11 protein-coding genes are annotated in these 16,090 nt (G+C 57.4%); 8 read left to right on the top strand and 3 right to left on the bottom strand.

The window, feature by feature from the left end; genetic code table 11:
- Positions 1-24: 24 nt before the first annotated feature.
- The gene (locus LOC70_RS14255) at positions 25-1,989 is read right to left on the bottom strand and encodes a hypothetical protein (RefSeq protein ID WP_230254524.1); all 1,965 of its coding nucleotides are present in this window, start codon (positions 1,987-1,989) and stop codon (positions 25-27) included.
- Positions 1,990-2,651: 662 nt separating this feature from the next.
- On the opposite strand from LOC70_RS14255, the gene groL (LOC70_RS14250) reads away from it, so the two are divergent.
- The 7 genes from groL (LOC70_RS14250) (at position 2,652) to LOC70_RS14220 (ending at position 9,688) form a co-directional block, all read left to right on the top strand.
- Positions 2,652-4,361, top strand: a complete 1,710-nt coding sequence (gene groL / locus LOC70_RS14250; RefSeq protein ID WP_315857299.1) for a chaperonin GroEL — start codon at positions 2,652-2,654, stop codon at positions 4,359-4,361.
- 75 nt (positions 4,362-4,436) lie between these two features.
- A complete protein-coding gene (gene groES, locus LOC70_RS14245) occupies positions 4,437-4,742 on the top strand; it encodes a co-chaperone GroES (protein WP_007330007.1) in 306 nt (101 codons plus the stop codon).
- A 46-nt stretch (positions 4,743-4,788) separates the two neighbouring features.
- Positions 4,789-6,411, top strand: coding sequence for a chaperonin GroEL (groL, locus tag LOC70_RS14240; RefSeq protein WP_230254522.1), 1,623 nt, complete (start codon positions 4,789-4,791; stop codon positions 6,409-6,411).
- Between the two features lie 221 nt (positions 6,412-6,632).
- Positions 6,633-7,808, top strand: a complete 1,176-nt coding sequence (gene dnaJ, locus LOC70_RS14235; protein WP_230254520.1) for a molecular chaperone DnaJ — start codon at positions 6,633-6,635, stop codon at positions 7,806-7,808.
- Positions 7,805-8,407 (top strand): nucleotide exchange factor GrpE, encoded by a 603-nt coding sequence (locus LOC70_RS14230; RefSeq protein ID WP_230254518.1) that lies wholly within the window; start codon positions 7,805-7,807, stop codon positions 8,405-8,407. Before dnaJ ends, LOC70_RS14230 begins: the two co-directional genes overlap by 4 nt.
- An 88-nt stretch (positions 8,408-8,495) precedes the next feature.
- Positions 8,496-8,789 (top strand): FmdB family zinc ribbon protein, encoded by a 294-nt coding sequence (locus LOC70_RS14225; RefSeq protein ID WP_230254516.1) that lies wholly within the window; start codon positions 8,496-8,498, stop codon positions 8,787-8,789.
- A 92-nt stretch (positions 8,790-8,881) separates the two neighbouring features.
- Positions 8,882-9,688, top strand: coding sequence for an MBL fold metallo-hydrolase (locus LOC70_RS14220; RefSeq protein ID WP_230254514.1), 807 nt, complete (start codon positions 8,882-8,884; stop codon positions 9,686-9,688).
- Between the two features lie 7 nt (positions 9,689-9,695).
- Here LOC70_RS14220 and LOC70_RS14215 read toward each other — a convergent pair whose 3' ends face one another.
- Positions 9,696-13,058, bottom strand: a complete 3,363-nt coding sequence (locus tag LOC70_RS14215) for a UTP--glucose-1-phosphate uridylyltransferase (protein ID WP_230254507.1) — start codon at positions 13,056-13,058, stop codon at positions 9,696-9,698.
- Positions 13,058-13,954: a sugar phosphate nucleotidyltransferase gene (locus tag LOC70_RS14210; protein WP_230254498.1), complete on the bottom strand. Its 897-nt coding sequence runs from the start codon at positions 13,952-13,954 to the stop codon at positions 13,058-13,060. The genes LOC70_RS14215 and LOC70_RS14210 overlap by 1 nt, the downstream gene beginning before the upstream one ends.
- A gap of 332 nt (positions 13,955-14,286) precedes the next feature.
- Between LOC70_RS14210 and LOC70_RS14205 the strand changes: the two genes are divergently transcribed.
- Entirely contained in the window at positions 14,287-16,089 is a 1,803-nt protein-coding gene (locus tag LOC70_RS14205) for an arylsulfatase (RefSeq protein ID WP_449314297.1), read from the top strand.
- The last annotated feature ends 1 nt before the right edge of the window (position 16,090 follow it).

The following is a 16,090-nucleotide window of genomic DNA, read 5'->3' as shown; positions in this document are numbered from 1 at the left end:
CCAAGCTTCTCATCCACATCTGCCTCAGCGATTCAAAGGGTGCCAACCGGACTCTTGAGTTGGCTTTGCCGGAGCTAGCTGACCAACCGCCGGACGTTGAACCGATTGCCGCAGCGAAGGCTGCCGAACCGACGAAGGTTGGCGGACCGGCAAGTAATCACCGATGGGCTCTTCTCGATCCAACGATCGGGCATCACTCGAGCGGCGTTCGCTCAACGAAGCTTCCCGAACCTGATACCCCCACTGCACGGGACCTTCCTGAGCCAAACCATTGTCCTCGGTTGAAAAACCGGGGGTGCGAGCTTGTTCGTAATCGTTGCGGTTCGAAGCTGGTGGAGGCGGCAACGCGGGCAACAAGTCCGGCGCTCGCAACGATCGGTTGTCCGCTGCCGCGGGTGCCGACAACGATGGAATGGAACGCACCGGTGCGGTGCTGGGCCGTTTTGGGGACGCGGCAGGAACATCCGCTGCTTGCGAACGGTAATCGCCAAATGCGTGCTGGTAGCCCTCGGGCGCGGGAATTGGACGCACACGAGGTGCGGCGGAAGGAGCATTCACGGCCTGATTGCCAGACGTCAACCGACGCAAATCTTCTCGGTCGCGGAGAACCTCTAGTTGGCTGCGGCTGAGATAACCGTCCAAAGAGTTGGGGTCTTCCGAGGAGTTGGGATTCGCATTGGACGGAGACTGCTCCGACGAACGATCGTCCTGCGATGGCTCAACGCGGTAACGATAGCTGTCGTAGAGGTCGCTGTTGTAATTGTCCTCCGCCGGTTGACTGGATCGCGTGCTTGGCTCACTGGCTGAACCAGACGTGTCGTTGTCCGCACGAGCGGGCGGGTCAAAGCTGTAACGATACTGCGATGCCGGTGGTTGATCTGATGGCGAAGCAGGCGGCTCGCTCGATGGCGGAGTCATCGACGATCCTGTCAATGGCGACGGCGTGTATTCATCGGGCCGGAACGGCTGCAAATTCGATGGCGTCGACGCGGGAGGAGCCATGGGTTGCAAGTCGCCGGTTTGCGCGACACCACCGTACCCGTTGGGATCAATCGTGCTAGGAATGCTCGAGGCCGTTGGTGTTTGCCCCCAAGCGGGCTGCGCCGCATAGGAATTCATCGGCACTGTTTGGTTGACAGGTGCCACACCGTATGGGCTGGTCATTGGTGCCGCGGACGTGGCGACTCCACACGAATCAACCGTTGTCACGCAAGGGTCCGTCGGCGTGACCGTGTACGGCGACACCGTGACGGGCTGCGATGCCAACCCTTGGAATGTGGTGTACGGAGTTCGCTGCAATTGCTGAACAGTCGAATCACACGCACGCTGGACGGTCACCGTCGTCCCTGTGACTGGGTCCACCGTCGTTGCGGGACGATAATAAGTGATCGGCGCGGTGTAATAAGAACTCCGGTAACCGGTTCCCAACAACGAATTGAAGAACCGCGACAGGCCACTTCGAACGGGTGTCGCATAAGTGTTGGCGGGCCGGTAAGCCGTGACGGGCTGGGTCGCCACGGGACTCGCCCCCACATAGCCGTTGCTCGGGTAAACATTGCCGGTGCCGAGGATCGAACTACCAGTCGACACGGCACCACGGTATCCCGACATCACCGGTTGGCCGGTGTAGACCGATGGGTTGTCCAGCGGCACGGCACCATAGGCGGGACGCTGCAATGCATAAGGCTGAGACGGCGTGTAGATGCTGGACGGGTTCAGCGGCAGCACCGACGAGTTTGGCGCGGCTGTGATCAACGGCGTGTACCCCGCGACATAGGCCGGTGGCGGAGCGACCGCAGGCGTCCCAGTGGTGGTGATGGTCGCCACCGGAGCCCCCGCGACGGGAGCGTAACCAGCGACGTAGGCGGGCTGCTTCCCGTACAACCAATCCGTCAGACAGCATGCGCTCACGGACGACGTGGCGAAGGAACCAAGCACTTGGCTCGCAATCACGGCAGACAGAACAATTCGGCGATGGCACCAACGCATCAGCACAACCAATCAGGTTTGAATCACTTTCGGGCAAAACGGATTGGCAGAGCGGAACAATCGCCGTGCCAAACACGCGCACACATTTTTCAACGACCACGCATCGACGCGCAGTTGCCGCAAGTGAAGGTTTTGAAAACCAAAAGGTCAATGATTCTTGAGCAGTGAAGTTCGGCTTGGCAAGCAATTCCGGCCGTCCCAGGCCGGTCGAAACGGTTGCAACGATTGGGCAAGTCGTCGCCGCGTGACGTGCCGGACACGTGGACAAATGAACGCCCGCGAAGCCGATCCAGAATCCGCCCTGCCACGTTGGCAAGCGACACTCCTGATGCGTTCATCCCGACGGCCTCGCGAGCACGCCCCAAAAACCTCAAACCATTGCACACGCTTCACTTACAAACCTTTTTCTCCTCGCGGTACGGCGATTGCTACCTGCGAGCCCCAACGATCGCGGTCGTGCCCGAATGGCCGAATGGCATCGCTGACACATCCGTTGGCGAGGCAGGTCCGACCACCTCGGCTTCCCCGATCGCACGAACCGAACACATTCCCCGTCTCTTTCCCTCTTGGCATCGAATCCGTGGCCGCCGGGCTCGCTTTTGCGTTCCGCCCAATGAAATCGCGTGCCTGTCGGATCCAAACCACCTCAGGAGAACTACATCGTGGCAAAGCAGATCGTTTTCGACGATGACGCACGCGGCCCATTGCTTGCCGGCGTCAGCAAGCTGGCCCGCGCCGTCCGCAGCACCCTTGGCCCCCGCGGCCGCAACGCCGTTCTGGACAAAGGATGGGGTTCGCCCAAAGTCACCAAAGACGGCGTGACCGTCGCCGAAGACATTGAACTGGACGACCCGTTCGAAAACCTCGGTGCACAACTCGTCAAAGAAGCCGCCAGCAAGACCAATGATGTCGCCGGCGACGGAACCACCACCGCCACCGTGCTCAGCGAAGCCATCTTCCGCGAAGGCCTGAAAATGGTCGCCACCGGAGCTGACCCAATGGCTTTGTCACGCGGCATCCAAAAAGCCGTCGACACCGCGATCGCTCAAATCGCCAAAATGGCGACTCCTATCAACGAGAAGAGCAAGAGCGACATCAAACAAGTCGCGACCATCGCCGGTAACAACGACCCGCAAATCGGTGACGTCTTGGCCGACGCCTTCACCAAGGTCGGCAAGAACGGCGTCATCACCGTCGAAGAAGGACGCAGCAACGAGACCTACGTCGATGTGGTCGAGGGCATGCAGTTCGATCGCGGATTCCTGTCGCCACACTTCGTCACCAACCAAGATGAAGTCACCGTGGAACTGGATGACTGCTACATCCTGTTGTTCGAAGAAAAGATCAGCAACAACAAGAAAATGATTCCGTTGTTGGAATCGATCAGCAAAGCCAAGAAGCCTTTGTTGATCATCGCTGAAGACACCGAAGGCGAAGCTCTCGCAACTTTGGTTGTCAACAAGATGCGTGGCATCCTGTCGGCATGTGCCGTGAAGGCTCCTGGCTACGGCGATCGTCGCAAAGCCATCTTGGGCGACATCGCAGCCCTGACCGGTGGCAAGGCCATCTTCAAAGACCTCGGCATCGACCTGGAAAGCGTCAAGATGACCGACCTCGGTCGTGCGAAACAAGTTCGCATCACCAGCGAAGCCACCACGATCGTTGGTGGTGCTGGCAAGAAAGCTGACATCGAAGGCCGTGTCGCTCAAATCCGTCGTGAAATTGAAGCGACCGACAGCGATTACGACCGCGAAAAGCTTCAAGAACGTTTGGCCAAGTTGGCCGGTGGCGTCGCTCAAATCAACGTGGGTGCCGCAACCGAGACCGAGATGAAAGAGCGCAAGGCTCTGATCGACGACGCTCGTGCCGCGACCCAAGCTGCACTCGAAGAAGGCATCGTCCCCGGTGGCGGAACCGCTCTCCTGCGTTGCCGTGCTGCGGTTGAAAAACTGGAAAAAGCAACCGAAGGCGATCAAAAGCTGGGCGTGCGAATCATCCGCAACGTTTTGGATCATCCCATGCGTGCTATCGCGAACAACGCTGGCTTGGACGGCGCCGTCGTCGTCAACCGCGTGGTTCAAATGAAGGGCAAGACCGAAGGCTACGACGCCAACGCGGACAAGTACTGCGACTTGGTGGCAGCCGGAATCGTCGACCCCGCCAAAGTGGTTCGCACCTCGCTGACCAACGCCGCTTCGGTGGCATCGTTGTTGTTGACCACGGAATCGTTGGTCACTGAAATCCCCGTCGAAGAAGAACCAGGCGGTGGCGACCATCACCATGACCACGGCATGGGCGGCGGAATGCCTGACATGGGCGGCATGGGCATGGGTGGAATGGGAGGCATGGGCGGAATGGGCGGCATGATGTAAGCCGCCGTTTTCGGCCCCTTTTGATTCCCCTTCACCTCATTTCAAACTCAACTTTCAAACCACAGGAACTAACACATGGCCACTGCTAAAAAAATCAACCTGCGTCCTCTCGATGACCGCGTCGTGGTTCAACCCAGCGAAGCCGAAGAAACCACCGCTGGCGGCATCGTCCTTCCCGATTCGGCCAAGGAAAAGCCACAACGCGGCACCGTCGTCGCTGTTGGACCAGGCAAATTGCTCGACAGCGGCAACCGCGGTGAACTGAGCGTTTCGGTCGGCGACGTCGTGATCTACGGCAAGTACGGCGGAAGCGAAATCGAAGTCGACGGACACGAAATGAAGATCCTTCGCGAAAGCGACATCTTGGCCAAGATCGGCTGAACCGGATCGTTCTTTCACCCCAAAACAACTCACGAGGAATTCAGTCGTGGCAAAACAATTGCTTTTTGACGATCACGCCCGGGCCCGCATGCTGGCCGGCGTGGAAAAATTGGCCAAGGCCGTCGCTACCACGATGGGCCCCACCGGCCGCAACGTGATCATCGACAAATCCTTCGGTGGCCCAACCGTTACCAAAGACGGTGTGACGGTTGCCAAAGAAGTCGAACTCGAAGACCGCTTCGAGAACATGGGTGCCAAGTTGGTCATTGAAGTCGCTCAAAAGACCAGCGACTTGGCCGGTGACGGCACCACCACCGCAACCGTGCTTGCACGTGCCATCTTCAAAGAAGGCCTGCGAAACATTGTTGCGGGTAGCAACCCCACCGCGATCCGTCGCGGGATCGAAAAGGCCGTTGAAGCCGCTTGCGAAAAGTTGGTCGAAATGGGTCGCCCCGTCAGTGGCAAACAAGAAGTCGCTCACGTCGGTGCCATCTCGGCGAACAACGACAACACGATTGGCGAATTGCTCGCCGATGCGTTGGAGCGGGTTGGCAAAGACGGTGTGATCACCGTGGAAGAAGGCAAGAGCCGACTGACCGAAGTCGAGTACGTCGACGGAATGCAGTTCGACAAAGGCTACATCTCGCCTTACTTCATCACTGACTCCAGCACGATGGAAGCGAGCCTCGAGAACGCACTCGTGTTGCTGTACGAAAAGAAGATCAGCAACATTCGCGACCTCGTGCCATTGCTCGAGAAATCGGCTCAAACCGGTCAACCTTTGTTGATCATCGCTGAAGACGTCGACGCGGAAGCCCTGACTTTGTTGGTCGTCAACAAACTGCGTGGCACGCTCAACGTTTGTGCGGTGAAGGCTCCTGGCTTCGGCGATCGCCGCAAAGCCATGTTGGGCGACATCGCAACCTTGACCGGCGGAACGCTGATCAGCGAAGACCTGGGCATTCAGTTGGAAAACATCACGCTGGAACACCTCGGTCGTGCCAAGAAGGTCAGCGTCGACAAGTCGAACACGACCATCGTCGAAGGTGCCGGCAAACGCGAAGACATCGACAAGCGAGTCGCTCAAATCCGCGCTCAAATCGAGCAAACGGACAGCGACTACGACAAGGAGAAGTTCCAAGAGCGTTTGGCCAAATTGGCTGGTGGCGTGGCTGTCATCAGCGTTGGTGCCGAAACCGAAGCTGAAATGAAGCAAACCAAGGCACGCTTGGAAGACGCTTTGCACGCGACTCGTGCCGCCGTCGAAGAAGGCATTCTGCCCGGTGGTGGCGTTGCTTTGGTTCACTGCCGCGAAGCCGTGGAAGCCGCCAAGAAGAAAGCCAAAGGCGACGAGAAGATCGGCGTCGACATCGTCCTCGGTGCGTTGGACGCTCCCATGCGTCAAATCGCCGATAACGGTGGCATCGACGGCAGCGTCGTGGTTGACGAAGTCCTGCAAAAGAATGACCCCAAGATCGGTTTCAACGCTCACACGGGCGAATACACCGACATGGTCAAAGCTGGCGTCATCGACCCCGTCAAAGTGGTTCGCACCGCATTGACCAACGCCGCCAGCATCGCCGGCTTGTTGCTCACGACGGAAGCCTTGGTCACGAACTTCGAAAAAGAAGACAAGGACAAGACTCCTGTCGAAGGCATGATCAGCTGATTCAATCAGCATCACGCCACAACGTTGACGTCGCCGACAAGGGTGATTCCCACCGGCGACTTCAGAACAATGAAAAGGGCCGTTCGCCTTCGGTGAGCGGCCCCTTTTCATGACACCTGCTGAAACAACACACCGCAAACGGGAAAGGCGAAACGCTCTTTCACCGCGGCAATTTCCTCAGCAGCCAAATCGAACATTCAACTCCAATCACTTGGAATCCCATGGCCACCAAAACCTGCTACTACGAAGTGCTGAAGGTCGAGCGAACGGCCACGAAGCAGCAGGTCGATCGCGCGTACCGCAAACTCGCCATCAAATATCACCCGGACAGCAACCGGGATGACGAATCCGCGACGGCTAAGTTCAAAGAAGCCACCGAGGCCTATGAAGTCCTCAGCGACGCTGACAAACGAGCTCGCTACGACCAATACGGACACGCGGGAGTCGAAGGGGCGACGCACCAATACGGCGACGTCGAAGACATCTTCGAAGCCTTCGGCGATCTGTTTGGTGGTGGTTTCGGCGACTTCTTTGGCGGCGGCGGTTCACGACGTGGAGGCCGACGGCGAGTGCGTCGCGGAGCCGATGTACGCTGTGACGTCACGCTGACGCTCGAAGAAGCCGCCCGCGGATGCCACAAAGACATCTCCTTCCGTCGCCGCGTGGCTTGCGAAACCTGCGATGGCAGCGGTGCAGCAGCCGGAAGCGAACCCATCACCTGCACGATGTGCGGCGGACAGGGACAAGTCATCCAATCCGCCGGCATCCTTCGCGTCCAAACCACTTGCCCCACGTGCAAAGGCGCTGGCAAACAAATCGGTGAACCGTGCGGCAACTGTCGCGGCACCGGCACGCAAAATGAAAAAGCGGAGATGAACGTCGAGATCCCCGCCGGGGTCGACGACGGCATGCGAGTCCGACTTCAGGGCGAAGGCGAACCGAGCCCCGATGGTGGCCCCAACGGCGACTGCTACTGCTTCATCAGCGTTAAAGAACACAACCTGTTCAAACGAGAAGGACAGCATCTGATCCTGCAGATGCCGATCTCGTACGCCCAAGCCGCCTTGGGTGCCGAAATCAATGTTCCCACTCTCGATGGACCTCACGAGCTGACCGTTCCCGCCGGAACGCAAACCGGCCACGTCTTCACCATTCGCGGGCAAGGGATCGTGGATCCTCGAAGCGGACGCACGGGCGATTTGCTGGTCCAGATTTTCATCGAGGTCCCCAAGAAACTCAGCGACAAACAACAAAAACTCCTCCGGGAACTGGCAGAACTCGATCACGATTCTGTGCTTCCCGAACGAACATCGTTTCTCGACAAACTGCGTCACTTTTTTGACCCCGAACCGGAAGAAGCCGAAGCCGGCAACGCCGACACGGAGAAAGATTCATGAACGAGCAACCGAAAGAAGAACTGCAATCGGACGACGAGACCCTCGAAGGCCAAGTCGAAACATCAGTGGAAAACGAAGCCGCCTCAACCGACGAAGCCTTTGCCGAAGCGGGTGAGGAAACTCGCGACGAAGAAATGATCCGCTTGCGCGGCGAAGTCGACGAAGCCAACAAACGCGTCTTGCAAGCACAAGCCGAAGCGGAAAACTTCCGCAAACGCATGCGTCGTGACACAGAAGACCAACTGAAGTTTGCCTCGATGCCATTGGTCAACGACATCCTGCAAGTTCGGGACAATCTGTTGCGTGCAATCGAAGCCGCATCCGCTGCCGGCGACGCCGAATCCTCAGCGGGCTTGAGCGAAGGCGTGTCGATGGTTTGCAAACAGCTGGACGACGTGCTCGCCAAACACGGCATCAAAGAGATCCCCGCCCAGGGCGAATTATTCGATCCAAACTTCCACGAAGCCATCTCGCAGATGCCGCACCCTGAGATCGCCTCGGGCATGGTCGCACACGTCGCCACACCGGGATTCCAAATGCATGAACGCGTTGTGCGTCCAGCCCAAGTTGTCGTCAGCACCGGCGACGGCTCGGCGTGATTCGCGGCGAAAGTCGTCAAGACTTTCGAAATCATCGACTCGATTTTGACGCCATTCCTCCCTCTCCTTTTTCTTTCAATCCTTTCCTATGCCGACTTACGATTATTTGTGCGAAGCTTGTGGTCACGAGTTGGAAGTGTTCCAAGGCATCAATGACGCGGTGCTCAAGAAGTGCCCGGAATGCAAAAAGAACAAACTGCAGCGTCAGTTTGGTACCGGAGCTGCGATCGTTTTCAAAGGCAGCGGCTTCTACCAAACGGACTATCGCAGCGATAACTACAAAAAGGGTCAGAAAGCCGACAAGCCAAAGTCCGAATCCAAAGGCGATAGCAAGAAAAGCGACAGCAAAGCCAAGAAGCCAGCCAGCAAGTCCAAGGACTGATTGCCGGCATCCCGCCGATCAATGGACCGACAGCAACACGGTTCAGACGAACTGCATTTCGACGCAACTGCGAACCTGCTACCATTTGCGTTATGGATGTACTGTGTTTGCAATCGGGAAGCAGCGGCAACTGTGTCTTTGTCGACACGGGAACAGAATGCCTTCTTTTTGACGCGGGAATCAGCTACCGCAAAGTTCAAACGCGATTGAACGAAGCGGGGCGGGATGCCTCCGAAATCGACGCGATCATCATTTCGCATGATCACCGCGACCACATTGGTTGCCTCGGCGTCCTCAATCGCAAGCTCAACGTGCCAATTCACATCAGCCGCCGCACGCTTGCGTCCACGGAACGACGAGTGAAGCTGGGCCCGGTCCAATGCGTCCAACATTTCTCTCCCGGTGAAACCATCTCACTGGGCGAAACCCAAATTGAGACCATCCCCACGCCACACGATGGCGTCGACGGATCCGCCTTCACCATCGACAACGGTTGTTCGCGGTTCGGATTGTGGACCGATTTGGGCTGCGTTTTTGACGACCTGCTCGCCAGCGTCAAAACGCTCGACGCTCTTTTGATCGAGAGCAACTACGACGAGACCATGTTGGCCGAGTCCCCCTATCCGGATTTCCTTCGCGATCGAATTTCCGGTCCGGGAGGCCACATTTCCAACCGAGAAGCGGCGGAAGTGATTTCGCACGCGAGTGAGCACTTGCAGTGGGCATGCTTGGCTCATCTTTCAGACGAAAACAATGACCCGGCCGTTGCGATGCAAACCCATCGGAAGTGCCTGGGCAACAAACTGCATCTTGTTTGTGCACACCGCCAACTGGCGACCGACCCCTTGCGAATTCAACCGTCGAAGAACATTCGACTGACCCAGACCATGTTCTTCTGATGCCCGCTCATGCATCGGCCCACGAGCACAACGAATCGACGTAAGCGGATCCGCCATCACGGTTCCAACCATCCAACTGACTCGGTTCCTTCAACTGCTGGCCTCGTCGCATTGGCGTGACAATGAAGCGACTGTCGATGTCGGACAACGTCGTCATGTCGCCCCAAAGCTTTTCAAACTGGGCGACGGGGAACACGTCTTCCTGCGCGTGCCCCCAACGTTTCTTGACTTCTTTCAGCGTGATGTAGGTCGGCAAACGAGCTGCCATTTGACGGACAGCCGCATCCACCGCCGCCGAATCGTTCAGACTTTCGCGATTCAGCCCAAATGAATCCAAGAGAGCGTCAATGTCGATCCAAGTGGTCATCGAGTTGTAGTACTTCAAGCCAAACTCGATCTTTTCGTCAGGCATCGCCAAGCCTTCCACCAATCGAGGCCGGCCCGCGACCAACGCCAACCCGCCGCCACGATCTTCCAAACGCCGCGGGATCACTTCGTAACTCAATGCGGCCCCGGAATCGATGTGCATCCCGAACAAGCCCGGATCCACGTTCGCACCAAGCGTGTCGATGTTGTGCAGCATCAGGTACCGAAGCGATGGCTGCTCTTTCAATAGTTTCGACAGGGTCCCGTTGCGGAAGAGATTGGGGACTTCGTACCAGTGACCAACCGGGTGCACGCATTGTGCGGGCAAATTGTCGTTGTAGTCCGATCCCTCGCCGGCTTGCTGAGCCCAGTTGGCGATGGCTGAACGAGCACTCTCACGCATCTTTTGCTGTTGCTGGTCCAACACCTGCTGCGGTGTTTCTTCCCACAGGAAATGCAGATCGCGAACCATCGGCACCATTCGCAATCCGACGCTGCGGCCGCTGGAAACGTGCACGGGTCCTGAATGACCATAATTTTGCGTCCGTTCCAAGGAAGTCCGAATCGCTTCGTCGGTCATCCAACTGGTCGTGATGACATGTGGGATCACGCCGCCATGCTGTTGCGTGGAAGCTCGATTTTTCGCCAGATGAATCTCGAGGAAACTCCGGTGTTTCCCAGCGAAGCGATGAAACGGATGCAGGGCTTTGCAAACACCGGCACCTTGCGTCCAACGACTGCCCACGCCGGCCGCCAGCGTGACCACACCAATCTGTCCCGCGGCAATGGCCTCGGCCCCGATCTCAATCAATCGTTCGTCCACACCGTTGCGGGCGTCGACAACATGCTCTTCCCGCACGTCGGTAATTTTCAAATCCGACGACAGGCGATTGGCTGCCAACCCGAACTTGCCGGCACGCATGTCCGCTCGAATCTGCTCGTGTTGAGAACGATCAAACCCACTGCGTTTGAGAATCGCGGGCAACGAATCTTCTTCGCCGGCCAATTCAGTTGAATTCTTTCCGGTCCCGCTGGATGGCAACACACTTCTTAGCAGCAACGCGGCATTGGCTTCACGATCCGACGGGTCGTCGCAACGCTGTGAAATGCCAGCCAACTCTTCCCGCAGTTGTGGCGACAGCTCTCGCATGGGCTTGCGCAACCACTGAGGCAACATCAGGGCGTAGTATTTCTGTGGCATGATCGCCGCTTTCGCGGGAAGCAATTCGGCGAAGGTCCCATGATCGTTGATATGAAAATCATAGACGACCGGATCCATGGCGAATGGCAGAGCGGTCTCCAGCTCTCGCTTCACCCGCACCATTTCCCGGCTCAACCAATCCTGAGCAGCCTGCTTGACTGACGGATCAAAGATGAACCCCATCCCCCCGCCGGACATCCCGCCGAGCATCCAAAAACCCCAGAATTGTTCCCCGTATTCTTCGCGGCAATGTTGAATCATCACGTCGGTGAACCGGTTGGTCGCCCAAGGGATGATGGTCTGCAGTGGGCCCTCAAAGTTCTTCGTGGTCAGCATTCCCAATCGTCGAATGTCACCTTCTTGCAGTGCCTCGACGACTTGATCGTAGATCGCCATGGCCTCTTGTCGCCCGACCCACTGTTTGCGTCCGCGAACCAGATAGTGCTCGGTGACCATTTCCAAGATCGGACCGACATTCTGGGCCATTCCGCCGTGAACCACGACCAACGAATCCTGCAGCTTCTGGCGAGAATCGGCGCTGACGCGGTCTTCCTGTAACACCTCGTGATCGGGCATCAATCGACCGCGACTCACGCCGTACTCAGGATCGCCTTCGCCAGCGGGCTGCCCACAAATCAGCTTGATACCAGGCCATACCCCGCCCGAATCTTGCCATCCACCACCGCTTCCGCCGATCCACTCACCCAAGATCGCTCGCGCCGCAATCAACCGACGATCGGCTTCCGTCAACGCTCCTTCGAGCGATTGAATTTGTCCGGTAGCACGCATCAAGTTGCTGATCAAAGAACCGAGCAAGTTAGTCGACACGGCCAAACGAGATCCCTTTGGAATGTCGTTGATCTTGGAGACCAATTCCAATCCTTTGCCACGTCCGACCACACGTTCCAACAACGAAGCCATGTCGGCACCGCACCCTTCCAATCCCGGCGGTATAACGCCGGCGGCAATGACGGCGGCCTTCAACAAACCGAGATAATCTCGCGCGAAGTCGAACATTTCCGCGACCGTGGTGACTTCGACACTGGCGTTCAGATCGACGCTCACCAAACGAAACACCGGTTGGTCGATCACCCGTAGATAGGTCTCGATCGGCGGCCGCACTTCATCGTCACGACCGCGGACTCCCAAGTCGACCGAAACATTGATGACTCGAGCACCCTCGGGATAATCCATCCCAAGAAAGAAAATGTCGCTCCAAGCTGAATGCGACACATCCATACGTACCGCCGTTGTCTCCTTCAAAACGGGCGACTGATTTGGCTGATCCGGATGTGGCAGCAACTCTTTCCGGATTCGTAGCGGGTGTTCCGCGACGTGTCCTAATCGAAACATCCACTGGTTGCCGCGAACCGTCCGCACGCTATGCCGAACTTGGTCGGCCAACGTTTGAAACCCCAGTTCGTGGTACGCCGACGCGAGTGCACTGGAAAGCGTATCACTGGGTCCGTGCGTTGATTGAGCTTCTAGAAACTCATCGATGGCTTCTTGGAACCGTCGCCCTAGAAGATGTTCATAGCCATCGAACGGAATGCTGCCGGAGATCGATTGATCCAACCGATCCGGCAAATGGTATCGATAGATCGCAGACAGAAAGAACAATGCCCGGACGCGCTGATAGAGATTGTCTTCCTGGCGACGGTACCGGTCCAATTCTTGGACATGTGCCATCAACGAATCCAAATCAGCCGACTCGATCAATGACTCCAAGGAACGATCGCGAATCTCGGCTTTCTCGGACGTGATGGTCTCAATCAGTGGGTTCAACGTTTCGAGAGCCTGCATCACTGTGCCTCCCCTGCCGAAGATTCGCTCGCAACCGTTGAGGCCGACGCGGATGGCTCTTCTCGAGTCGCCAACAACTCGACCAATTCCGTCAACAACATGTCACGATCGCGCCCCGCCAACCCAATGGCGAGCTGAGCGATCAAAACGCCGTACTGCTCACCAATGTTGTAACGCCGTCCACGAAGTTGATAGGCGAGGTACTTTCCGCGGTGCGGCAGTTTGGCGGCGGCGTCGGACAAGGTGGGTCTTTCCAGACTCTCATCTTCGACCACTTCATGAAGCGATTCCAACACCGCAGGTGTCAGCACATGCATTCCGAAATAGCCCAGGTAGTGACCGCTTCGAAGCCCCGGCGTGATCAAAGATTGCTCGGCCAAAGTCGGTGTTGGTTTTTCGACCACCGTGCGAACGTCATACAGACCATCGAAACGAGGCACGCTGGCGCCACCAACAATCCCAAAATATGGCAAGCGATGTTCGCGTGTGGATTGCACCGCGGATACCGGACACGCATGTTGCTCCGCCATTTCAACCAATTGAGCCGCGCAGCTCTTGGCCATCGACGATAGATACAGGTGATCCCCAACGAGATGCAAGAATGCATCGTCCCCGCAAAATGTTTCGGCTTTCAAAATGGCGTCGGCATAACCCAACGGCCGGTCTTGATGAACGAAGTGCAAATTCCCCAGCGACCCGCCCGCGGCTCTGCGATAATTCTCTTCATCGCCGGGTTGAATGACCACGCAGATCTCTTCCACACCGGCGGAGAGCGTTTCTTCAACAATCAATTGCAGTGCCGTTTTCTCTTCGCCAGATCCATCCACCAATCGTTGCAGCGGAAGCGTGTTTTGATTGGGAGCGGCGGCGGTGATGACGGCTTTTCGAACTCGCATGGATCGTTCTTAAAAGAGAGAAAACGACTGTGAAATGCGTGGCTGGGACACGGAATGCCTGGGTCGCGGTGATGAACCGCGGCAATGAACAACAGGATAGTCCCGCCCCGGCATGTCGCCACCGCGGAGCGGGAATCTCGTCCATCGCCGCTCACTCCCCGGCCATAAAATCCGTCAGCTATCCTATTGGCGTTCCGCTTGCACGAATCAAACCGGTTTTTCCGGTCAAAGCGGTAACGCTTGATCGACCAATCCCCTGGAGCATCATCTTGTTCGCCCACTCCCCACGTCGCAGCCTGATGGCTGGAGTTTTGTTCTTCATCGCAAACTCGATGCTGGCACCGTTCTGCGGTACTCGAAGCTGCGCGGCCGAAACGAAAACCACAGAGAACTCTCGCCCGAACGTGGTGGTCATTTTGACCGACGACCAAGGTTGGGGAGACCTAAGCCTGCACGGCAATCCCAACCTCCAAACGCCCAACATCGACTCCCTGGCCCGCGACGGCGCACAGATCGAAAACTTTTACGTCTGCGCGGTGTGCTCGCCCACCCGAGCCGAATTTCTCACTGGTCGCTACCACACTCGCAGCGGCGTCTTCAGCACTTCCGCCGGAGGCGAACGATTCGATCTGTCGGAGCAAACCATCGGGGATGCGTTCCAGAACGCCGGGTACGCGACGGCCGCGTTTGGGAAATGGCACTCCGGAATGCAGGCTCCCTATCACCCCAACGCGCGTGGCTTCGACGAGTTCTACGGTTTTTGCAGCGGCCACTGGGGCAATTACTTTTCACCCATGCTGGAGCACAACGGGCGGGTGGTTCAAGGCGAAGGCTTTCTGGTTGACGATCTCACACAACACGCGATCGACTTCATCGAAAAGCATCAACAAGATCCCTTCTTTGTCTACTTGCCGCTGAACACACCCCATTCGCCAATGCAGGTCCCCGATGAAAACTGGGATGACTTCGCGGAGAAATCGATTACCCCTGACCCTCGCCCCGAAAACGCGAAGAAGGAAAATGTTCAACATACTCGTGCCGCATTGGCATTGTGCGAGAACATCGACCAGAACGTGGGGCGTCTCCTTGATTCACTGGACCAACACTCATTGAGCGAGAATACCATCGTTGTGTTCTTTAGCGACAATGGCCCCAACGGTTGGCGATACAACGGCGGTCTTCGAGGCCGAAAAGGGGCGGTGCATGAGGGCGGCGTGCGTTCGCCTTGCCTGATCCGCTACCCGGCGGCAATTCAGGCTGGCCGAACGATTGGCGGCATCGCCGGAGCCATCGACTTGCTTCCGACACTGGCAGACTTTTGCGATGTGAATGTTCCATCACCTGCGGGGCCTTTGGATGGTATCTCCCTCCGCGGTCCACTGACCGATCCATCGTCCTCGCCCAAGCCACGCCTGATCTTCACCGCTTGGAAAGGGAAGTTCAGCGTTCGCTCGAACCAATACCGATATCACCACAACGGCGACCTCTTTGACCTGCATGCGGATCCGGGCGAAACGAATTCCATCGCCGACCAGAAACCGGTTGCCGCGAAACGTTTCCGCCGAGCGTTAGAAGATTGGATCAAGGAAACCCAGCCCAAAGATCGCAATTATTCGGAAGAACAAATTTTTCCGGTCGGCCATCCCGAACACGCGTGGACACAATTGCCGGCCCGCGACGCGCAGGCGACTGGTCAGATCCGCCGCAGCAATCGCTTTCCCAACAGCAGCTACATGACTCAGTGGCATTCGACCGAGGACGCCATCACCTGGGACGTCAACGTGCTGGCAAAAGGCACCTACGAAGTCGAGCTGTATTACGCGTGCCCGGAAGCTTCAGTCGGCACCGAATTGAAGCTCACGTGGAATCCGAAGCAGTCGGCCTCCTCATCTGACTCAACCGGGACAGCCATCTCGCGAGCCAATCCTTCCGGTCCGATCTTTTTGGACAAAGACCGGTCGCCTCGCGAGGAAAGCGACGAGAAACATTGGCAAAGCCTCTCCCTTGGCAAACTGACTTTGTCGGAGGGCCCCGGTCGCCTGTCATTGACCAGTCCGAGAATCATGGGCCACGATGGTGACTCCAGCGGGGTGAAGATTCGACTGATGACGTTGCATCGCACCGCCGCCGAGTGAA

The sequence above is a fragment of the Rhodopirellula halodulae genome, assembly GCF_020966775.1.
Lineage (GTDB): Bacteria > Planctomycetota > Planctomycetia > Pirellulales > Pirellulaceae > Rhodopirellula > Rhodopirellula halodulae.
Note: the sequence above shows the minus strand (reverse complement) of the source record. Positions and strands in the feature narration are given on the sequence as shown.